Below are 21480 nucleotides of genomic sequence, written 5' to 3'. Positions count from 1 at the left end.
GGCAAGCCCCTTGCCGCCGCGGCCGACACCCGCTCCGCGCGTATCCTGCAGCAGTCTGATCCGCCTGCTTTCGCGCTCCGTGGCGCCGCCTCGGCGGCGCGCGGCGACGCGCCGCGCGCAAACCGTGCGCCACATAACAGACACCTCGGGCGTGCTGCCGATAGTGTTACCGGACACAGCGCCTTTGATCCGATCCGGGCTCCTGACTATCGCTCCGGTGCCTCGCTGATTTGCTTACGACGAAAGATTGGTTCACCCGCTGCACAGTGCGGCCCTATCTTAGGGTCTGTGCGCCGCTTCGCGAGCTTCTCGCACGATGGAGCGGCGTCGCGCGCACTGGTTTCGATACAACGCACGGGGCAATACCGACAAGATCATGAACTCACACATCCGCTATAAGGGCTACGAAGTCGAAGCGGCTACGCAACTGCTACCGAATGGATTATTCGCCGCCAATCTGACCATAGAGGAATCCAGCGCGACGCGTCGCAAAGCGTATTCGTTCGATGCGCTCGATTACTTCTTCGACGAAGAGCATGCGCTCGCCTATGCGTCCGACTGGGGGCGCATGTGGATCGACAATCGTCAGTAACGTCGGCAAGCCACTGGAGTTGACCCGGTCATTCCGGACACAGCTTCGCACCACGGTTGCCGAATCCATCGAGCGCCGGAACTCGCAAGGCGAGCGGTATTTCCGCGCGCTATGGCGATGCTTCCCGTTGCAATGCTCGAATGCGATAGCACAGATTATGCGAGCCATCTTGTCGGCCTGCGCCACAATCACCGCGTTCGGTGTCCGTTCGCTACTAAAACGACAAGCTGCGTGATCGCGCGGGTTGATTGGTTTGCACCCCATCCCCATTCGAAGCCAGTGCGTCCAACACCTCGTATGCGCCACTACCCAGGTTGGACCTAAATACGCTCAGGATAGCGGTACGGGCCCGTTTGTCTGTGACCGTACCTCCACCCTCCCGATCTCTGACGGAGTTTCTGACACTGGTCCTGACAACCGTGCCCGTAATGGCAATGCCGCACTCCGTAGCGTTGCCGACCTCGCGAATGAAATCCATATTGCGACGCACTTGCGCCTCCACAGCGTGGACGAATCTCTCTGAATGGTTGTTCCTCAGATCCGTCAACTCCTGAGCCAATACCTTTTCAGCCCAGTTCAAACGCTGCCGCTCTCCAGATTTCATCGTGACTTCGGGGATGCGCCGGCACAACGCTTCGATCGAATTGTTGCGTACGTTGCTTGTGAAAATGAAGATCGCGTCAATATCGTGCCGGGCACCGCCGTTCGTGTATTGCTTGAAGTTGTCGGAATCCATAATTCGTTTGATATCCGCCACTTTGGCCGAGTGCTCGTCGTCGCCGAAATCTGCTTCGTTGACGAGGACGATAACGTCGTTGCGGCCAAACTCCATCTTCTTCGCGTGCAGTATGCCGGCGACTTCGGGCAGTGGCGCATTCAGGGTGCCTAAGGACCAATCGCCAGGTGGCCCCCAGAATTTCGGGCTCAGCAGTTCTTCTAGCGTGGTCTCCACAATAGGACGCTTCACCACGGCGGCAAAATTTTTGACGAACTGCGTTTTTCCAACCCCGCCTCTCCCGGTCAAAAAAACGGCGGGCCGGCTTTCGATGCCCAACTTGTCGAAGAAAACGGTTTTCAGTTCGTCGGCCGTGGAGTCCGGGAAAAAGTCGGCCAGCTCATCCAGCTCTTTCCGCACCCTGGAACTCTTTAGCCACTCATTCCCGTGCCTTGTCACCATCCGCGAGCCCACCAGCACTTCTCGCCTTGCCATCAACAGCTCGGCTTGCGCCAGTCCTTTCATACCATTGGCTGGATTTTGCAGGCATTGGACAATTTGGCTATCGATATCGTTGATTTTCCCTTGGGTCAGGGGATCAAGCGCTTGAGCCATGTAATCTCGGGACTCATCCATCAATTTAGTGTGCACCCGGATTTTCGATTGGTAGGGATCGAGTTCCGTGCGGGGACGCTGCGATGCGCGCAACTGTTCGATCCCGTTGTGCACTGCAGCCCAGGTTCCTTCATAGGCGAAATTGCTCAACGTGTTCCTGGCGAGCGAAACCACGATGTTGCGGGCGCTCAGCCCGTCAGGCACTTTTTCGACCGAATCTCCAGCCGCCTGCGGCTTTGCGCCGGCAATCATGCCCGTCGTCTTGCTAGTGACATACCAGGCAAGCGCGGTGGTGACATCGCTGACGGTCTGAGCCACGGCGGGAGCAGTCGTTTTCATTACGCTCTCGCTCGAACCCAGCCAGAATGCCTCCCGCATCTTGCTGAAATCGAAAGATAGCGGCTCGTCATAGTGCCTGGCGGCAAGCAAGGTCTTGAGATTGCGGCTCCGGGCCGCAAGCGAAAACGGGCTTTCGGCAGGAGCTGGTTCGCTCGATGCACGCTCCTTCTCAAGCACTTGCTCGCGGGCGGTTTCGCCTGTTTCCGATGTCGGCCTGATCGACGGCGGCTGGTCCTTGACACGCACTACAGCCTGCTGTGACTTGATCGCGGGGATCAGCCTGGTGCGTACCTGCTCCGCGGGCACGATCCCCGACGATAGAAGGTACCGTGCGACCTTGAGACGGTTATCCAGTTCGGGGAGTCCTCCCAGCGCACCGGAGATAGGCTGGCGGGTCGGCGGAGATGATCCTGACGGTGCAGTGAGAACGTCTGCGGACGGGGCTTCAGGAGAAAAAACGGTCGTCAATAAAGACGATACCTTGTCGATGCCTAGCATGTTGTCCCCTGCGATCTTGACAGAAATTCGCTTGCTATCAATTCATCGCAGATTGCCAGCGAACACATTTTCTAACCTGAACGCCACCGTGTGTACAGTCATGCAGGAGCGAGTCCAAATGGTTGACTCGCATGCATCTCGCACCGGCTTCCAAAGTAGTTACCCACCCCACTTTGACGCCTGGGCATGGCACATTCAGCAGGCCTTATGCCGGACGGAGTATCACCGGAAATGATCGGTCGAACTTCGTTTGGGAAATTCTTTTGATGCGAAGCATGTTTCAGAAAAACGAACGGGCTGTTGCCAAGGCAGGCAATTCGGCGACAAATCGCATGCCGCTCGCCTTAACCCGCTGCGCGGGTGGACGCGATTCCTGGCCGGCACGGCAAGCACAGACACCCCTTACGCCAGCCCCAAATCGGGCAAGGCGGCCGTGGATAGAATTCTGGCGCGCCGGCGTTGATGCCCGTTACCTCTGCGCCGCCGTTGCATTGCCCGGCATCCTCTTTCAGGCGGTTGTGCCAGAATAGCTCAACCCCTGCGTTCGCTTTCCGCACGCGTAACCTGTCCGCTACTTCGACGGATGCCGCAGAAACTCCCGCCCCCTCTCTCCGGATTTCGTGTTTGCCGGACAGCACGCCCATTCCGGAGCAGGTTGCGAGCATCGATACGGAGCCGCCGCTCATGACATGGACCGTCGACGCACAACTCGCGCTGACCGCGACACAGGCGGTCGAGGCGCTGCAGTCGGGCCGCCTCAAAGCCGCCGACTACGTCGCCACGCTGCTCGCGCGCGCCGCCGCGCTCGCGCATCTGAACGCGCTCACCACGCTAGATCTCGACGGTGCGCTTGCGGCCGCGCGGCATATCGACGCCTTGTCCGCGCAAGCGCGTGCACGTCTGCCGCTGGCCGGCCTGCCGATCGTCGTCAAGGACAATATCAACACGGCGGGCTTGCAGACCTCGGCGGGCACACCCGCGCTCGCGGGCTTCGTGCCGGCGACGAACGCGCCTTCGCTGCAACGCCTTCTCGATGCGGGCGCAATCGTGCTCGGCAAGGCCAATATGCACGAACTCGCATTCGGCATTACGAGCACGAACTTCGCCGCGCATGCGGGGCCGGTACGCAATCCCTATGATCCCTCGCTGATGCCGGGCGGTTCGTCGGGCGGCACGGCCGTCGCCATTGCGGCGCGCATCGTGCCTGCCGGACTCGGCACCGACACCGGCGGCTCGACGCGCATTCCCGCCGCGCTGACGGGCACTGCGGGATTGCGTCCATCGGTCGGCAATGGCGGCGCCGAGCGGCGCTATCACGATCCAGACGCGGTCGTGCCGATCAGCCATACGCGCGACACGGTCGGACCGATGGCACGCAGCGTGGCCGATCTCGCACTGCTCGACGGCGTAATCAGCGGCGACGGCACGCTGCCCACGCTCGCGCCCGACCAGCTTCGCATCGGCCTGCCCGAACCGTTGTGGGACGGACTCGAAGCGCAGGTCGAGGGCGTCGCGCGGGCCGCGTTGCGCAAGCTCGAAGCGGCTGGCGTTATGTTCGTGCCGCTCGCGCTGAGCGAACTCGAACATCTGAACGGCATGGTCGGCGGACCGATCGCGATTCACGAAGCGCGCGACGACGTGCTCGCGTGGCTCGTCGCAAACCATGCGCCAGTGCAAACGGTTGCCGGAATAGCCGCGCGCATCGCAAGCCCCGACGTCCGCGCGATCTACGACGAAGTACTCGCCGACGCACTCGGCTCGCACTATCCGGCGGCGCTCAATTATTGGCGTCCGCGTTTTCAACGCTATATGGCCGCCGCTTTCGCGCACGCGCAACTCGACGCGCTGCTGTTTCCCACTACGCGGTTGACCGCGGTGCCGATCGACGATCTGCAAGGCTCGTCGACGGTATCGATCGACGGCGGCCCGCCGATCGATACGATGGAAGCCTTCCTGCGCAATACCGATCCGGCCAGCACGTCGGGCATTCCCGGGCTCTCGCTGCCGGCCGGCATCAGCGCGAACGGCTTGCCGGTCGGTCTCGAACTCGACGGCCCGCTCGGCAGCGATAGACGCTTGCTCGCAATCGGCATCGTGTTCGAACGCATTCTCGGCGCGTTGCCCGCGCCTGTGCTTTGACGACCTCGCGGCCGACTGCGGCGATGTCATCCGCCGCTGTTATCCCTTGATATTATCCCTTGAAGTTATCCCTCTATATCATCCTTGATACCCGCGCCTTTGACAGGCTTTTGAAAACACTCCGTTAAACAACAATGACGACACCCGCCACCGCTCATCCGCAACGCGGCCTTTTGCATCGCCTCTCGCTCCTGACCGCGGCACTGGCAGCCGCCCTCGCCACGACTTCATGCGCACGCCTCGCAACGGTCGATTCCAACGCGCTATGGAAAATCGTCGACATACGCTGCGTGCCGTCGCAGCAGGCAACCGGCACGCCGGGCCAATGCACGCTCGTCGATCTCGACAAGCGCTATGTCGTCCTGAAGGATATTCTCGGACGCTCGCAGTACCTGCTGATGCCGACGGACCGCATTACGGGAATCGAAAGTCCGCTCGTGCTCGCGCCCGATGCGAAGGACTATTGGAGCGACGCGTGGGACTCGCGCCACTACGTGCAGGAAGCGGTCAAGCGCACACTACCGGACGATCGGCTGGGCCTCGAAATCAACTCCGAATATCGCCGCTCGCAAAACCAGTTGCATATCCATATCGACTGCATGCAGCGGGAAGCCGGCGTCGCACTCGCGAACCACGCACACGATACGCCCGGCCAATGGAAATGGGACACGCTCGACGGCAAACGCTACCGGATCATGCGCGTCATGTCGCTGACGGGCGCCGACAACCCGTTCCGGATCGTCGCGCGCGACAACCCCGAGCCCGCGACCATGGCGAGGCAAACCATTCTCGTGACGGGCGCGGGAGCCTCCGCCGCGACCGATGGCTGGCTGATCGTCAATAGCGGCATCGACGTCGACAATGGCAGCGGCACGGCCGAAGGGCTGCTCGACCATGCGTGCCGCGTCGCCCAGGATCATTGAGCGTTGGCCGCACACGCGCTATTCACGATGGCGTGGATGCATGGCTCGATAAACTAGTTCGGGGCGCGCCGCGCAGTTGACGCCTGAGATTACCGGCGGCTCCCCTCAACCATCAACGCCGAAACAGCCCCCGCGCTGCAGCGCTCCGATCACAGGAGCGATGCATGCGCGGCCCCCTCCGATCAGAACGCGTGGCGAATCCCGACCATGCCGACGAACTGCGAAGGCCCGGACGACGGCGTACTGCTCTGCGAATCGCCCACCACCGCCACCGTATCCGCGATCGTTACGCCCGAACCCGACGCGATCAGCGACTTGCCGTGCGCATGCTGATAGGCCTCGAGCGCGTAGAGCGTGGTCCGCTTCGACAGATTGTAGGTTTGCTCCAGCGAAATCTGATGGTATTGAGCCGGGTCTTCGATACCGTTGGCCTTGCTGGCGCGCGTATAGCTGTAGCCGATGGCCGCAAACAGGGCCGGCGTAATCTGATAGGTCGCAATCGTGCCATAGGTGTTGAATACGGCCTCGTTCACGAACAACGAATGTGCGTTCGGCGTGTAGCGCACGTTCGAGTAATTCAGACCGAGCACCAGATTGTTGAGGCTATAGCGCGCCGCGGCGGCCACCATCTGCGTCGTGTTGGCGGTCGCATAGCCGTTGTTGACCGGCGAGCTATTCGCGAAGCTGCCGAGCGCCTGGCTCGTCGCGATGTTCCTGAGATTGACGTAACCCACGGCCGCCGACAGTGCCTGATAGTCGTAGCGCAACGCCGCGCTGAAATGGCTGCCGTTGGTCACGCTGCCCGGCGTACCGCCTAGCCCGTACTGCGCGCCGAACGTCAGTCCGGCGATATTCGGCGAAGCGTAGTTAATCGAATTGTTCAGGCGCAGCGTGGTATCGAGCGCATCCAGATCGCCAGGGTGCGCGCCCGTTGCACCTGTCAGCACGTTCGTCGGGCCGAGTGCACCGACCAGCGTGAAGTAAGGCGTGTATTGGCGACCGAGCGTCAGCGTGCCGTACCGGTCATTGCTCAAACCGACATAGGCCTGGCGGTTGAAGATATATCCCGCACTGCTCTGCGCCCCGGTCGCAGAGTTGAAGCCGCTCTCCAGGCGAAATACCGTTTTGGTGCCGCCGCCAATATCCTCCGCCCCCATCAAGCCGAACTTACTGGCCCCCAGTTCGCCCTGGCCCATGTAAAAATTCGCCTTGCCGTGCTGGTTGCTGGAGTAGGCCAATGCGTTATCGATCGTGCCGTACAACGTGACGCTGCTTTGTGCCAGGGCGCCGGCCGACAGAAAGGCGCCCGCCAGCGGCAGACAGTTCAAAACCAGAGCGCGCGTGCGCTTGATCGTTTTCATGGTAAAGGGTCCCCAAAAGAAATTTGAATTGCGAGTAAGGCAAGGTTTGTTGTTAGGGTTACTTATAGATTTTCGACTGCCACGCCGCCATCCACGATGTCGCCGCAATGGATGCCCATCGCGCCGACGATGCGCGCATACATCTTCGCGTTGGTCGCCGGCTTGATCGACAACACGGAATGGGCGCCGCCGGCGATCTGCCCGCCGCGTCCATCGGGTCGTAGCCGGGGCACGTTCATGAACACGGGCCCGTTGGCCGTCACGGGAGCGGGCGGCAATAAGCCGTCCGCGCCTGGATTGCGATAAGCGTTACCGGAAATTCAGGCCCGCTTCGCCGCCGGCGTCCGATCGTTCAAGAACCAATACATGATCGCGACGGCCGCCAGATCGATCAGCCCCAGGAAGATCAGAATGGGTTTGTAGCCGCTGACGCCGACAATCGCGCCCATCACCAGCGAGAAAATCGTGCCGCCGATCCACGCGACGCTGCCTCTAAACCCGTTGACCGTGGCAACCTTGTTCGGCTCGAATTCCTCGATCACCAGATTCGTGAACATCAGGGACTTGATCATGTGCCCCATCCCGCTAATGGAAATCAGGGCAATCGCCGCCGTCGCACTGCTTACATAAGGTACGGCCATCATCGGGATCATCAGCAGCGCCCCGATGAGCGCGGTCGCGACACAGCTATTGACGACCGTCAGATCGAATCGGTCTTTGAAAAACGCTTTCAGATAGCCGGTGCTGATACTGCCCAGATCCGACATCAGGAACGGCAGCCAGGTAAACATGGCAATCTGCTTCAGCGGCATGCCGCGCTCGTTGGCGAAATAGAGCGGGACCCAGAAAATCAGGAACTGCCAGCCCGGTTCCGAGAGGCCCGCGGGAATTGCAATGCCATAGAATTTCCGCTGCTTGACGGTTTCCTTGAATGCACTCCACAGCGAACGCCGTTGATACGAGGTAATCGGATCCTGGTCCGATACGATGTATTCGAGTTCGGCCGGGGAAATCAGCTTGCTCTTGGCCGGCGGGCTATACAGCCGCCACCATGCCAGGGCCCAGACGATCCCGACGACGCCGGGAACCGCGAACGCCGCACGCCAGCCCCAGAGCACGCCGATCCCGCCGATAACCGGAGCGGCCAGCAGCGCGCCGACCGAGAAGCCCATACTGACCCATCCCAAAGCGACGCCGCGGCGCCTCTTCGGAAACCACTCGCCGACGATTTTCGGCTGTGCGGGCAATGCCACCGCTTCGGTCGCGCCCATGAAAAAACGCAAGAAGGCGAGGCTCATCCAGTTCGATGCGCCCGCGTGCAGCAAGCACGCCATCGACCAGATGAAAGCGAACAGCGCCACGCCGACTTTCAGCCCGATGGCATCGACCAGCCAGCCGCAGATCGGCTGAAACACCGTGTAGCCCACCTGAAACGCGGCCACGACCCACGAGTATTCCTTGGTCGTGATGTGCATGTGCGTCTGCAATTCGGACGCCAATACGCCCAGCGAATTGCGGCTCACGTAGTTGAGCGTGACCCCGATCAGCCAGAGCAGGGAAATTGCCCAGCGCACGTTGCCAATCTTTATTTTGCCCTTCACATGGGCAGGATTGCTTTCCTGCCCATCACTGCGCAAGGCGCTTTCTTCAGAAATAGACATGTCTCCTCCAGGGCCTGGCCCGTACTCCCACGCTCGATTGAATTCACCCGTAAACAATCAACCCTGCAGATCAGTAATCCTGATATTTGTTGCTGGCTTCATGAAATCGAAAGGCTCTCAAGGAGACGCCGGGGTGATTGCGAATCAATGGAAAACCCGACCGGGACCTTCCTTGCGGAAGTCCCGGCCAAGCGCGTTATTCGTTACCGAAGCCGAAGCGACGCGATGCGGGAACCCAATCGCTGTACCTCGGATGATCCGCAGCGATCGGCAGTTGAATGGCGTTGCCGGTTTCCGCCGAGTGATAGATCGCCGTAATCAGCTCGAGCGACTGGCGTGCGTCGCTCAACGTAACCGGCGTCTCCGCCCCATTGACGAGCGTGTCGTAAATCAGCTCGAACTGGCCCGCGAACGAGCTATGCCGCGGTACGAAATCTTGCAACGCGGCCTCGATGGCTGCACCGATCTCGGCGCTCTTGCCCTTGAAATGCCACGGATCGTCGCCGGGACGATAAGGATGCGTGCTGCGGCTTTCGACGGTCAGGTCGGAGAACATGAAGCGAATTCGCGAGAGTTCCTCGGCAGCACCGAGCGTGACGGCAAGAGTCGCGACCGAACCGTTCTTCATGCGCACGGAAATCGCCGCGCAGTCCTCGGCTTCGACCTTGTTCACGCGCGTCGCGAGATTCGCATAGAGGCTTTTGATCGGCCCGTTCACATAGGTCAGGATGTCGTGCGCGTGAATGGCGTGCGTCAGGCAGCAGCCGCCCAACTCGGTGGCCCATTTACCGCGCCATTCGACCGCGTAATAGTCCGCGTCCCGGCGCCATGAGGTTTCGACGGTCGTCAGAAAAGGTGTGTGGGCAAACCCTTTCGCCTGCAAATGCTTCAGCTTCTGCAAGCCGTGACCGAAGCGATATTGGAAGATCGGAAACAGTACGCCCTTGGCCTGCGCTTGCGCGGCGGCGATGGCATCCGCATCGGCCAGCGAGCCGACCAGCGGTTTTTCGCAAATCGCATGCAGTCCAGCCGCGAGCGTCTGTTCGATCAGTTCGCGATGGATATGCGGCGGCGTGCAGATGTCGATGATGTCGACCTTGTCGCCGCTCAGCAGCGATGCGAAGTCGGTCGTGACGTGCGGCACGCCGAATTTTGCAGCAGCCTCGCGCGCTTTGGCTTCATCGAGATCGCAGACAGCCACGACGTCGAACAACTCGGGGACTTCGGCATAACCTTGCAGATGCGCCTTGCCGATGCCCAGTCCCACTACCGCCACTCTCAGTTTCTTGCTCATGCTTTTGCTCCAATTCGAACGGCCATCGCTTCGGCCTTCAGGGCCAATTCTGTTGCGAGGAAACAGTGTTTCTGACTCATGGCGGTTTCCGTGCGGTTCAGCACGTCGTCGATAAGACGCGAGCCATACGTCAGTTGCTCCTGCGAGCAGTCGATATGCTGGGTGCCCCGTTTGTCGACGAGGAACAGGTGATCGCGGCCAGGACGGCCCGCGATGTCGATGTACTTGCGCACTTCGATATAACCTTCCGTGCCGAGCACCGTCAGACGGCCGTCGCCCCACACGCCCAGCCCTTCCGGCGTGAACCAGTCCACGCGAACGTAACCCGTGCCGCCATTGCCGCGAACCATCAGTTCGCCGAAATCTTCGAGTTCGGGCGTAGCCGGATTCGCGATGTTGCCGATATGCGAAGCGACGATTTCCGCTTCGGTGGAGCCGGTGAAATACAGGAACTGGTCACACTGGTGAGCGGCAATGTCACAGAGAATGCCGCCATAACGCTGACGCTGGAAAAACCAGTCCGGACGCGGCTTGCTTGCTGCTTCGCGATTGCCGCTCAGGCGGTGCGGGCCGAGGCCGACGGTTTGAATGACCTTGCCGATCGCGCCGGCGGCCACGAGTTCGCAGGCTTTCTGCGTTGCCTTGCTCTCGAAACGCTCGGAGTAGCAGACGGAGAAGATACGTCCGGTTTCCGCTTGCGCGGCTTTGACGCGATCCAGTTGTTCGAGCGTGATGACACCGGGCTTATCGACCATCACGTCCTTGCCGTGACGCATGATCTCGATAGCCATATCCGCGCGAACATCCGGGATGGTGGCGCTCACGACCAGCTGAATGGTCGGGTCTTCGAGAATCTCGCGTTTGTCGGCAACCCGTTTCACTTGCGGGAATGCCTTGATGTATTCCTCGACGAGATCGTCTTCTTCCGCATAGACGCTCACGAGTTCGGCGCCGGCGTCGAGTACGAGCCTGGTTTGACCGTAGATATGGTTATGATTGAGACCGATCGCGGCAAAGCGGATTGTTTCTTTTCGTATGTTCATTGCTCTCTTTCCTGTTTAAGATGTGAGGCGTATTCCAGAGGAGCACGCCTCCAATTCGTTAATGACAAAAAAACCAAGCGTTACGATTCGCGACATCGCGGCGCAAGCGAACGTCTCCGTCTCGACCGTGTCGCTGGTCGTGCGGGAAAGTCCTCTTGTCGCGCCGGAAACCCGCAAGCGAGTCCTCGCGACGATGGCCGAATTGGGCTACGTTCATAACCGCGGCGCGGCGGCCATGCGCTCGCGTAAAAGCGGCGTGATCGCGATGTCGGTCAACGATCTCGCCAATCCCTACTTTGCCGGGCTGACCTCCTCGGTCGAACACGCGCTGCAGAAAATCGACCGGACCGTGCTGCTGACCGACGTGCGCGAAGATCCGCAACTGCAGGCACGCTTCATCGAGAAAATGCGCGGCTACAACGTCGATGGCCTGATCCTGTGCCCGGCGCATACGACCGATGTCACGCGGTTGCTGGAGCAATTGCGCAGCGCGCCGTTTCCGTGCGTACTCGTCTCGCGCGACCTGGCCGGCAGCGGCCTCGACTACGTCGGCTACGATCACCGCCGCGGTATGGCACTCGCCGTTCGACATCTGATCGAGCTGGGTCACGAGCGCATCGCGCTGCTCGGCGGGTCCCATCACACGTGGGTGGGCCATGAACGGCTGTCGGGTTATCGGGAGGCACTGCGCGCGGCGGGATTGCATCACGATGCCTCTCTCGAAGTCGAGGGGGAATTGACACGCGCATCGGGCATGAGCCTGCTGGATCGCGTGCTCGATATGAAGACTCCGCCAACGGCGGCGGCATGCGCGAACGATATCGTTGCGTTCGGCGTCATGCTCGGCTTGCGTCGCCGCGGGCTCGAACCCGGCATCGACTTTTCGGTGACGGGAAACGACGACCTGCCCGAAGCCGAACTCTGGACGCCCTCGCTCACCACGTTGTCGATCGACTTCGACGAGATCGGTCGCCAGGCGGCAACGCTTCTGCTACAGCGCATCGAAAATCCCGCATCGGAGGTCCGGCATGTCAGCTTGCCCGTGCAGCTCGGCGTGCGGAATTCCACGCGCGCGCCAAAATCGCATGCGTAAGCACCCCGCTGGAGGCTGACGGCAATGGCGTCTGATCGCACTGTATTCATTCCGATAACGAGTGTCCGGTCAATTTATAACGTTCTAATTCGCGAGGCGAACAAACGGCTCATCTACCAGGAGCCGCTACGGTTCGTTTTCGACATTCGAATTAGAACGTTCTAATATACGTAGGATATCCGACAACAGGCTCGTCTCCAAATTAGTGTTTACCAGACCATCGACGACCGGTTGGCACATAATTGTCGCGTCACTGTCATATTTTGGTGAACATAGTCAGTCGTCGTACAACATGGGTGCCATGCCCACCTATGACGGGAGCGGACACCTTCCCGCCTCGCCGCCCAACCAGCCCGGGTATTGCATCGGCAATGCCACCCACGCGGCGGCGCGTTTGCCGAAGTCGTCCTCTAGCGCTTTGAGCGATTCGTCCAGTGCCTGTGCCAGAAAGGTACGGCCTGGAAATACGCTGACAAGTCCACACCCTGTTGGACATAATGATCGCCGCTGACTGGACACAACGGTAGCCCGTTTCGCTCACGACGACCATGCGCACCGACCACTCTTCCGATTTCTCGCAACCCGTCTGCGTCTGGACCACCATCCGCAGCGATGCTCCAAACGACCCGCGCACGGCCACGGTCGAGATCAGCGGATGGATGATTCCGCTCGACCCCGCACAGTCATCAGTCGACTATTTCCTGCTTGCGGAACAAGAGCCGTGTTGCGGTGCGTGCGTGCCGCGCGATCCTTTCAACTGCATTGAAGTCATCACGCGTGAGCCCATCGCGCTCGAAGGCGGAGCCGTCCACTTGCGCGGACGTCTGATACGGCTGGTCGACGATCCGGCCGGCTGGCGCTATCGACTCGAATCCGCCGAACGGGTTCAGGATGCAGGCGGCTCATCCCTGCCCGCATCCGGCTTGCGCCGCCGGGCGTTTCTCGCCTCGGGAGCCGCGCTGGGTCTCGCGGCATGCGCGCCCGGACGTTTCGCGCAATACACCGATACGCACGACGAAGCGCCCCCCAGCAACAGCGAACGCCCACCCTGGCAAGCTTCCGCAGGTATCCTGACTATCGACATGCATAGCCACGCGGGTCATGTCATCGTCTCGCGCAATCCCGCCATCGGTGCGCGTCGGCCACTGACGCCCGTCAGCGCGCCGATGCGCGCGGGCGGCATGAACGTGATCTGTCTCGCCATCGTTACGGATACCGTCGTCACGCGCGTATCCGCCGACCGCAAGCGCTTCGAAGCCTGGCGCACACCCGAGCCGGGCGAGCTTTATCGGCTCAGCCAGATCGAGTTCGAAAGAGCGGGAAATCTGGTGGAGCGCGAGCAACTGGAAATCGTCACCGGTGCGGACATGCTCGCTGCGGCCAATAGACAGGGGCCGCGCGTCATCATCGCAGCCGAAGGCGCGGACTTTCTCGAAGGCCGGCTCGAACGCATCGACGAGGCCTATGCATCGCACCGATTACGGCATCTTCAGTTGACGCACTACCGTGTCAACGAGCTCGGCGACATCCAGACGGAAGCGCCGGTTCACGGCGGGCTGAGCGATTTCGGCGCCGACGTCGTGCGCCGCTGCAACACGCTTGGAGTCGTCGTGGATGTCGCGCACGGCACCTATGATCTCGTGAAGCGCGCGGCGTCCGTCACGACGAAGCCACTGGTGCTCTCGCACACGGCGCTCGCGGGACACCCTGGCCCGCGCAGCCGCCTGATCACGGCGGATCACGCACGCGCCGTGGCGCAAACGGGCGGTGTGATCGGCGTATGGCCCAGCTCGGGGACATTTCACGATCTCGATGCCATGGCGCACGGGTTCAGACGCATGGCGGACATCGCAGGCGTCGAACACGTGGGTCTCGGCACGGACATGTACGGGTTCATCTCACCGCCCGTATTTCGCAGCTACGAGCAGTTGCCGGCGCTGGGCGCAGCGCTGCTCGCGGCCGGCTTCTCGCAGCAGGAAACCGAACAGATGCTCGGCGGCAATTATCGGCGCGTATTCGAGGCGTCGTTAGCCTGACCTGCCCATTTGCCATTTGCCCATCGGCTCGCCATAACATCTTCTGGCATGGCCCGCGAAGAAATGCCGTGCGCCCACAATCCCGCGAGCCAACCGCTCGGCGCCTATGCGGACAACAGCCGGCGCACGCGCGGCACGACCTCTTCCGCGAAACCGCGCATGTCCGCTTCGAAGGGCTGAAACTGAAGCATGAAAAGTTCGATGCCCGCCCGGTGAAACGCCGCAACGCGCTGCGCGACGGTGTCGTAATCGCCGACGAGTCCCGCTGCCGTGCCGCCGTTCGAACCGACCCGCGCCGAGCGGGCAAAGGTCTGATGCATCACGGTATGGGGATCCGTGTTGGCCTTCTGCCGCTCGCGCAATGGCTTGTCGAGTTCGGCCAGCGCGAACAGATGTTGCAGATGATCGTCGGCCTGCGCCTGTGTCTCGCGCGCGATGACAAAAGCCGACAGACCGAAGCGCAGCGGCGCGTGCCCGGCCGGACGCGCACGCGCGGACACGTCGGCGATCAGGCCCGCGACGTCGTCGTGCGGCTGGCCGTTGATGAACCACACATCGCCATGCGCCGCAACCAGCTCGCGCGCCGGTTCCGATTCGCCGCCGACGTAGATCAGCGGACGGGCGCGATACGGATCGGCCGGAAGCAGCCGGTAGTCGTCGATGCGGAAATTGTCGCCGCGATGGTTCACGCTCTCGCCGAGCAGAAGCCGCTCGACCACTGCAATCCATTCGCGGCCATACGCGTAGCGTTCGTCATGCTCCGCGAAACCGATCCCGGCGCGTTGCAGTTCCGGGCGATTCCATGCATTCACGAGATTGATCGCGAAACGCCCGCCGCTGATGTGCTCGATCTGCTGCGCCATCTTCGCAAGCACGACAGGATGATAGAGATACGGCTTGATCGCCGCGATGATCTCGATGCGCGAGGTGAGCGCCGCCAATGCGGCGCAAGCCGTCCATGCTTCCAGTTGATCGAGCGACGGGTCGTGCGGATTGACCGTATGCTGCGCAACGAGCACGGAGTCGTAGCCGAGACGCTCGGCTTCAAGCACGAGGGCCCGGTTTCTGGCCCAGGAAGCGTCGTAGGGTTCCGCGGGGTCCTGAAGCGCGGCGCGGCTGCCGTGCACGAGCGCCCAGACACCGAAGCGTGGAAATTTAGCTGACATTGACTTGAGACACGGAAAGACGGTTTGAAGGGGTAGTCATCCTAATCTTGTCCGCGTACTCGCCGATCTATTTTCTATCGATATGGAATGATCCGAATGACCGCAAAAGCTTATTCGTCAATCGACGCATAGCTTTTTCGAACCGCAAGCGAACGCGGCATTGGCGCGAAAGCGTGAGCAACGACCATTTCGCGGAAAGAAAGCCACTACAACGGAAAAATACGCGACACGACGCCTATCCATTCTGCGATCGCACGCACTCCGCCGGCAAAGCCAATCGCATCGGCGCATATCCATAGCTGCAATGCTTGCTTGTCCTGAGGAATGAGCTCGACAAGAATAAGCGCTCCATCACAACGCCACTATTCATCGCAATCACGGAATCGGCATGGCTGATATCACAACCTCTTCTTCACACAGCCCTGTCCCGTGGTCCCGGGCTGCGGACCGCTTTTATCACGGGCTCTCGTGGGCTATCCCGCTACTGATCGTGGTGTTCTGGGAAGTCGCCGCGCGTGCGGGATGGATCGCGGCACAGGTGCTGCCGGCGCCGAGCAGCGTCGCGGCGACCGCGTGGAATCTTGCCCGCAGCGGCGACCTGTTCGTTCATCTCGGCGTCTCGCTGCTGCGCGCCATGACTGGCTTCCTGGCAGGCGGCACGATCGGCCTCGCGCTCGGCGTGCTGTCCGGCTTTTCCCGGCTCGCGCAGGCACTTGTCGACCGTCCGCTCCAGATGGTGCGCGCGATTCCCTTTCTCGCGATGCTGCCGCTCGTTATCGTATGGTTCGGCGTGGGCGAAGTCGCGAAGATTTTTCTCGTCGCGCTCGCCGTGCTGTTCCCCATCTATGTGAACACGATGCTCGGCATTCGCCAGATCGATCCCAAACTGATGGAACTCGCCAAGGTGATCGGCATGAACTGGCCCGCGGTTGTGCGCCGGATCATTTTGCCCGGCTCGATGCCGTCGATCCTCACGGGCATTCGCTATGCGCTCGCGCATGCGTGGCTCGCCCTCGTGATCGCCGAAACGCTCGCGACGACCCGAGGCATCGGCTTTCTCGCGATGGACGCACGCGAATTCCTGCAAACCAACGTCATTCTTCTGACCATCATGATTTACGCGATTATCGGCGTCGCCGCGGACGCTCTCGTTCGTTCGCTCGAAGCGCGCTTCCTCTCGTGGCACGCGAACTACGCCAACGGAGGCAAGCCATGAGCGCCACCCTCGCACTATCGCGTCACGCGACGGACGAACCTGGCGGAGCAAGCGAAGCCGCCGTGCAGCCTTCAGCCGTATCGGTGCGCGGCCTGCAGCGCCGGTATGGCGCGCGCGTCGTCATCGACGCGCTCGACCTCGATATCCGTCAAGGCGAATTCGTCGCACTGCTCGGCGAAAGCGGCTGCGGCAAGACCACGCTACTGCGCGCGCTGGCGGGTCTCGACAGACTCGATGCCGGACTGATTCGCGCCCCCGAGCGGCCATCCGTCGTGTTTCAGGAGCATCGCCTGTTGCCGTGGGCCACCTTATGGGAAAACGTCGCGCTCGGCCACGAGTCCCGCATTGGCCGCACAGGCGCGGCGCATGCGCTGGCCGAAGTCGGACTGGCGGGCCGCGAGGACGACTGGCCGCGCAATCTCTCCGGCGGTCAGGCGCAGCGTGTCGCACTGGCGCGCGCGCTCGTGCGCGACCCCGCGCTGCTGTTGCTGGACGAACCGTTTGCCGCACTCGACGCGCTCACGCGCATCAAGATGCACGGGCTCGTCAAGGAACTGGTCGCGCGCCATGCACCGGGCGTGCTGATCGTGACTCATGACGTCGACGAAGCACTCACGCTCGCGGACCGGCCTCTCGTCATGCGTGCCGGGCGCATCGCCGCGTCGTTCCGCCCGCAGGATCACACGCCGCGAGCATTGCGGCTCAGGCTGCTCGAAGAACTGGGCGTTCAATCCCACTGAACCGCTCGCTCTCCACACAAGGAACCACCACGAATGAACGATGCTTCACTGACTCGCCGCCAGCTTCTGCGCGCGGCGGGCGGACTGCTGGCCGGCGCCGCCGCCGCGAACGTCCTTCCCGCCCGCAGTGCCGAACCGCGCAAGCTCACGCGCAATACCGACACGGTTCGCATCGGCTGGGGCTACGGCAGCCTGCCCGACATCGCGAGGCAGCGCGGCGTGTTCGAGAAAACGCTCGGCGCAAAGGGAATCAAGGTCGAATGGATCGGGCCGTTCCCGAACCATGCGCCGTCGATCCAGGCCGTGGTCGGCGGCAGCGCGGACTTCGGCTTCTGGGGCTCGACGACGCCCGCGTTCGCCGCGATGCTGGCGGGCTCGCCCATCGTCTTCACCGCCTTCGACGTGTATTCGCCGCGCTCGACCGCCATCATCGTCAAGAAGTCGAGCGGCATCCACTCGGTTGCCGATCTCGCCGGCCGCAAGGTTGCGGTGAATCGCTCGGGGCTCGGCGAATTCCTGCTGATTGCGGCGCTGGAGAAGCATCATGTCGATCGCAGCAAGGTCGAGTTCGTCTATCTGAATCCGCCCGATGCCGCGCCCGCATTCGCGCAAGGCAAGGTCGACGCGTGGTCGATGTGGTCGCCCGCCGTGGATATCGCGCGCTATTCGAACGACGCCCGCGACATCTTCAGCGAAGGGCGCGATCTCGACTTCCTCGTCGACTACAGCTCGCTCGTCACACGCCGTCAGTTCGCCGAAGAAAATTCCGCGCTGGTGCGCGCCGTACTCGACGCGTATTACGTGGAAGGCGCGTGGCAGTCGGCTCACCCGGGCGAATCGGAATCGCTCGCGCAAAACGAGGCCAAATATCCGGATCAGGTGCGCGACTATCTCGCGAGCCTGAAGCGCGTGAACCAGTTTCACGAGCCCGACGACGCGGCCTTCATGGCGCAACTGCAACGGGCCGCCGACTGGCTCGCCCAGCGCAGGATCATCAACGCGCCGATCAAGGTCGCCGATTACAGCGTCAAGATATGAGCCGCCGCGCCGGCAACGGCGCGAAGAAACGCGGTGCGCAGCCGGCTGCGCGACCGCGCCAATGCTCAACGGGCGTCAGTCGATATAACGCAAGCCCAGCTTTTCCAGCGGCTCGCGCATCTTGTACATGTCGAGCCCGAGTACGCCCGAGGCGAGCGTCGCGCGCTTCTGCGCTTCGTTCGCCTCTCGCGCCTGGGCGTTTTCGAGCGTTTTCTCCGCCATCGCTTGCGGCACCACGACCACGCCGTCCTGATCCGCCACCACGACATCGCCGGGTACGACGAGTGCGCCCGCGCAGACCACCGGGATATTGACCGAACCCAGGGTCGCCTTGATCGTGCCTTTCGCCGAAATCGCCTTGCTCCACACGGGGAAGTTCATCTCGGCGAGCACGCTGACGTCGCGTACGCCCGCGTCGATAATCAAGCCGCGCGCGCCGCGCGCCTTGAAGCTGGTGGCCAGCAAATCACCGAAGTAGCCGTCCGTGCAATCGGCGGTCAGCGCGGCCACGACCATGTCGCCGGGGCGAATCTGCTCGGCCGCGACGTGCAGCATCCAGTTGTCGCCGGGATGCAGCAGCACGGTGACGGCCGTGCCGGCCGCCGTCGCGCCCGCATAGATCGGGCGCATATAAGGCTTGAGCAGGCCCACGCGGCCCATGGCCTCATGCACGGTTGCCGAACCGAGCGCGCCGAGTTTTTCGGCCACGCCGGCATCCGCGCGCTCGATGTTGCGATAAACCACTCCGAGTTCATACATGATTACAGCCCCTTCGATTTGAGCAAGGCATCGAGGCGCGGATAAACACGCCGTGCATTTCCTTCATAGATCTTCTGGCGTTCCTGCGCATCGACATGCGCCGCTTCGATATAGCGCTTCGTATCGTCAAAATAGTGGCCTGTCTCCGGATCGATGCCGCGCACCGCGCCGATCATCTCGCTCGCGAACAGGATGTTGTCGACGGGAATCACGCGCGTCAGCAGATCGATACCGGGTTGGTGATAGACGCAGGTGTCGAAGAAAATATTGTTGAGCAGATGGTCCTTCAGCAAAGGCTTTTTCAACTCCTGCGCGAGACCGCGAAAGCGTCCCCAGTGATACGGCACCGCGCCGCCGCCGTGCGGAATCACGAAACGCAGCGTGGGGAAGTCGCGGAACAGGTCCGAGGTCAGGCATTGCATGCAGGCGGTCGTATCCGCATTCAGATAATGCGCGCCGGTCGTGTGGAAGCACGCATTGCAGCTCGTGCTCACGTGAACCATGGCGGGAATATCGTACTCCACCATCTTCTCGTAGATCGGGTACCAGTAGCGATCCGACAGCGGCGGACTGGTCCAGTGACCGCCCGACGGATCGGGATTCAGATTGATCGCGACATTGCCGTACTGCTCGACGCATTTGACGAGTTCAGGAATGCAGGTGGCCGTATCCACGCCCGGACTTTGCGGCAGCATCGCGGCCGGCACGAAATGCCCGGGGAACAACTGGCTCACGCGATAGCACAGCTCGTTGCAGATCGCGGCCCATGTTGCCGAGATGGCGGCATCGCCAATGTGATGCGCCATAAAGCTCGCGCGCGGACTGAAGATCGTCAGATCGAGGCCGCGTTCGCGCATGAGCCTCAACTGATTGTTCTCGATCGACTCGCGCAGTTCGTCGTCGCTGATCTGCAACTCCGATACCTTGGGCATCGCCGACGGATTCGCAATGCCTGCGATCTGGCGGTTACGCCACGTCTCCAATGCTTTCGGCGCGGTCGTATAGTGGCCGTGGATATCGATAATCATGCCTGGCTCTCCCTGGAAATTCAGCGCGCGATACCGCCAACGCGCGTTTGCCTGTCGGTTTGAACGGTTAGAACAGCACGTCGAGACCCACGGTGACGGCGGTCTGACTCGACGCGCCGGCCGGGTTCAACGTGCTGACCACGGCGTGTTTGTACGACGTGTAATCGAGTTCGCTGTACAGCGTAGTGCGCTTGGACAGCAGATAAGCGAGCGACACCACCGAGATGCCGCGGCGGCTCGCCTTGTCGGTGGAAACGGTGGTCTGATAGTAGCCGCCGGTGAAGACCAGGTCCGGCTTGATGCTCCAGGCAAGGCCGCCGAACGCGTTGTTCGTCACCTGGTGCGCCGCGTTGGGGTTCTGCTGGTCTTCCGACATGAAGCCGCCCGACACACGCACCGGGCCGATCTGGTAAGCGGCGCCGGCCATGTAATAGCTGTCGCTGACGTAGGTCGTGCCGCTCAGAATGTTGCGATGCCCGTACACGCCGCCGATGCTGGCCGGCCCCATGCCATAGCTCAGGCCGACCGAGCGCGTCGCCCCGCTGCTGAAATCGCCCGCCACGCCGCCGAACGAGTTGTCCGCTTCGAACAGCAGCGGCCCGAAGTCGTTCTTGTACTTGATGGCGTTGTTGTTGCGCGTGCCGTCCGACGCGGTGGTCAACGGCAGGATCGGCGTGAAGTGAAAGCCGAATGGATCGTAAATGCTGATGATGTCGTGCGAGATCGTGTACTGGCGCCCGAGATCGATCGACCCGTATTTCGTGTGCCCAATGCCGACATACGCTTGCCGGTTGAACAGCACACCGTTGGTGTTGTCCAGCTGGCCGTTGCCGAGATTGAATCCGCTCTCCAGCCGGAAGTGCGCGTTCCAGCCGCCACCGAGGTCTTCCCGGCCCAGAAAGCCGAGTTTGTTCGAACTGTAGTAGCCGTTGGAATTCATCGTCACCACCGAGCCGCCACCGACGGCCGCATTGTTCTGGTAACGCACGCCGCCATCTACCGTGCCGTATATCTGGACACTGGTTTGCGCATGCGCGGACATCGTGCCCGCCGCCAGCGACAACCCTGCTCCAATCGTTCTCCAAATCTTTGTTTTCATGATATGTCTCTAATCCGATGTATTTATCTGGATTGAATGAAGAGAAAAAACCTCTCATCCGATTCGTATAACTCGTTACGCGAAGTGATCCGTTGCATTCTTTTCGGGTGCGTCGAACCCGCTGA

General features: G+C 61.6%; 17 protein-coding genes and 1 pseudogene. 8 read left to right on the top strand and 10 right to left on the bottom strand.

From position 1 onward, the window contains the following. The first annotated feature begins 376 nt into the window (after nucleotides 1-376). Complete coding sequence (locus tag F3J19_RS12330; RefSeq protein ID WP_167041464.1) at nucleotides 377-592, top strand: transcriptional regulator; 216 nt, start codon at nucleotides 377-379, stop codon at nucleotides 590-592. A 214-nt stretch (nucleotides 593-806) separates the two neighbouring features. Here the strand turns inward: F3J19_RS12330 and F3J19_RS12325 are convergent, their stop codons facing one another. Further along, the gene (locus tag F3J19_RS12325; RefSeq protein ID WP_167041461.1) at nucleotides 807-2759 is read right to left on the bottom strand and encodes a hypothetical protein; all 1953 of its coding nucleotides are present in this window, start codon (nucleotides 2757-2759) and stop codon (nucleotides 807-809) included. A gap of 620 nt (nucleotides 2760-3379) precedes the next feature. On the opposite strand from F3J19_RS12325, the pseudogene iaaH reads away from it, so the two are divergent. Both iaaH and F3J19_RS12315 read left to right on the top strand, forming a co-directional pair. Next, nucleotides 3380-4898: pseudogene (gene iaaH / locus F3J19_RS12320) on the top strand (indoleacetamide hydrolase). Between the two features lie 134 nt (nucleotides 4899-5032). Continuing rightward, nucleotides 5033-5821 (top strand): CDP-diacylglycerol diphosphatase, encoded by a 789-nt coding sequence (locus F3J19_RS12315; RefSeq protein WP_167041455.1) that lies wholly within the window; start codon nucleotides 5033-5035, stop codon nucleotides 5819-5821. Between the two features lie 182 nt (nucleotides 5822-6003). On the opposite strand, the gene F3J19_RS12310 is transcribed toward F3J19_RS12315, so the two are convergent. From F3J19_RS12310 to F3J19_RS12290, 5 genes are all read right to left on the bottom strand, one after another. Continuing rightward, on the bottom strand, nucleotides 6004-7182 hold the full coding sequence (locus tag F3J19_RS12310; protein ID WP_167041452.1) for a porin: 1179 nt from the start codon (nucleotides 7180-7182) through the stop codon (nucleotides 6004-6006). A gap of 62 nt (nucleotides 7183-7244) precedes the next feature. Continuing rightward, nucleotides 7245-7427 carry a hypothetical protein gene (locus tag F3J19_RS12305; RefSeq protein WP_167041449.1) on the bottom strand — a complete coding sequence of 61 codons (183 nt, stop codon included), beginning with the start codon at nucleotides 7425-7427 and terminating at the stop codon, nucleotides 7245-7247. 75 nt (nucleotides 7428-7502) lie between these two features. Then, entirely contained in the window at nucleotides 7503-8900 is a 1398-nt protein-coding gene (locus tag F3J19_RS12300) for an MFS transporter (RefSeq protein ID WP_205192803.1), read from the bottom strand. A gap of 139 nt (nucleotides 8901-9039) precedes the next feature. After that, a complete protein-coding gene (locus F3J19_RS12295) occupies nucleotides 9040-10137 on the bottom strand; it encodes a Gfo/Idh/MocA family oxidoreductase (RefSeq protein ID WP_167041446.1) in 1098 nt (365 codons plus the stop codon). Further along, complete coding sequence (locus tag F3J19_RS12290; protein WP_167041442.1) at nucleotides 10134-11180, bottom strand: Gfo/Idh/MocA family oxidoreductase; 1047 nt, start codon at nucleotides 11178-11180, stop codon at nucleotides 10134-10136. Before F3J19_RS12290 ends, F3J19_RS12295 begins: the two co-directional genes overlap by 4 nt. Nucleotides 11181-11241: 61 nt before the next feature. Between F3J19_RS12290 and F3J19_RS12285 the strand changes: the two genes are divergently transcribed. Together F3J19_RS12285 and F3J19_RS12280 are read left to right on the top strand one after the other, a co-directional pair. Next, complete coding sequence (locus F3J19_RS12285) at nucleotides 11242-12273, top strand: LacI family DNA-binding transcriptional regulator (RefSeq protein ID WP_167041439.1); 1032 nt, start codon at nucleotides 11242-11244, stop codon at nucleotides 12271-12273. A 548-nt stretch (nucleotides 12274-12821) separates the two neighbouring features. After that, on the top strand, nucleotides 12822-14309 hold the full coding sequence (locus F3J19_RS12280; protein ID WP_167041436.1) for a membrane dipeptidase: 1488 nt from the start codon (nucleotides 12822-12824) through the stop codon (nucleotides 14307-14309). 104 nt (nucleotides 14310-14413) lie between these two features. On the opposite strand, the gene F3J19_RS12275 is transcribed toward F3J19_RS12280, so the two are convergent. Further along, nucleotides 14414-15475, bottom strand: coding sequence for an LLM class flavin-dependent oxidoreductase (locus F3J19_RS12275; RefSeq protein WP_167041433.1), 1062 nt, complete (start codon nucleotides 15473-15475; stop codon nucleotides 14414-14416). 388 nt (nucleotides 15476-15863) lie between these two features. Here F3J19_RS12275 and F3J19_RS12270 point away from each other — a divergent pair, with 388 nt between their 5' ends. Genes F3J19_RS12270 through F3J19_RS12260 form a run of 3 tightly spaced genes read left to right on the top strand, consistent with a single transcriptional unit; the run spans nucleotide 15864 to nucleotide 18469 of the window. After that, entirely contained in the window at nucleotides 15864-16691 is an 828-nt protein-coding gene (locus tag F3J19_RS12270; RefSeq protein ID WP_167041430.1) for an ABC transporter permease subunit, read from the top strand. Continuing rightward, nucleotides 16688-17431 (top strand): ABC transporter ATP-binding protein, encoded by a 744-nt coding sequence (locus tag F3J19_RS12265; protein WP_167041427.1) that lies wholly within the window; start codon nucleotides 16688-16690, stop codon nucleotides 17429-17431. Before F3J19_RS12270 ends, F3J19_RS12265 begins: the two co-directional genes overlap by 4 nt. Nucleotides 17432-17464: 33 nt before the next feature. Next, nucleotides 17465-18469 (top strand): NrtA/SsuA/CpmA family ABC transporter substrate-binding protein, encoded by a 1005-nt coding sequence (locus F3J19_RS12260; protein WP_167041424.1) that lies wholly within the window; start codon nucleotides 17465-17467, stop codon nucleotides 18467-18469. A 75-nt stretch (nucleotides 18470-18544) separates the two neighbouring features. Here the strand turns inward: F3J19_RS12260 and ligK are convergent, their stop codons facing one another. From ligK to F3J19_RS12245, 3 genes are all read right to left on the bottom strand, one after another. Then, nucleotides 18545-19228 carry a 4-carboxy-4-hydroxy-2-oxoadipate aldolase/oxaloacetate decarboxylase gene (gene ligK / locus F3J19_RS12255; RefSeq protein WP_167041421.1) on the bottom strand — a complete coding sequence of 228 codons (684 nt, stop codon included), beginning with the start codon at nucleotides 19226-19228 and terminating at the stop codon, nucleotides 18545-18547. 2 nt (nucleotides 19229-19230) lie between these two features. Next, on the bottom strand, nucleotides 19231-20256 hold the full coding sequence (locus F3J19_RS12250; protein WP_167041418.1) for an amidohydrolase family protein: 1026 nt from the start codon (nucleotides 20254-20256) through the stop codon (nucleotides 19231-19233). Between the two features lie 67 nt (nucleotides 20257-20323). After that, the gene (locus tag F3J19_RS12245; RefSeq protein ID WP_167041415.1) at nucleotides 20324-21355 is read right to left on the bottom strand and encodes a porin; all 1032 of its coding nucleotides are present in this window, start codon (nucleotides 21353-21355) and stop codon (nucleotides 20324-20326) included. Nucleotides 21356-21480: the final 125 nt, after the last annotated feature.

The sequence above is a fragment of the Burkholderia sp. Ax-1724 genome, from assembly GCF_011752995.1.
Taxonomy (GTDB): domain Bacteria; phylum Pseudomonadota; class Gammaproteobacteria; order Burkholderiales; family Burkholderiaceae; genus Paraburkholderia.
Note: the sequence above shows the minus strand (reverse complement) of the source record. Positions and strands in the feature narration are given on the sequence as shown.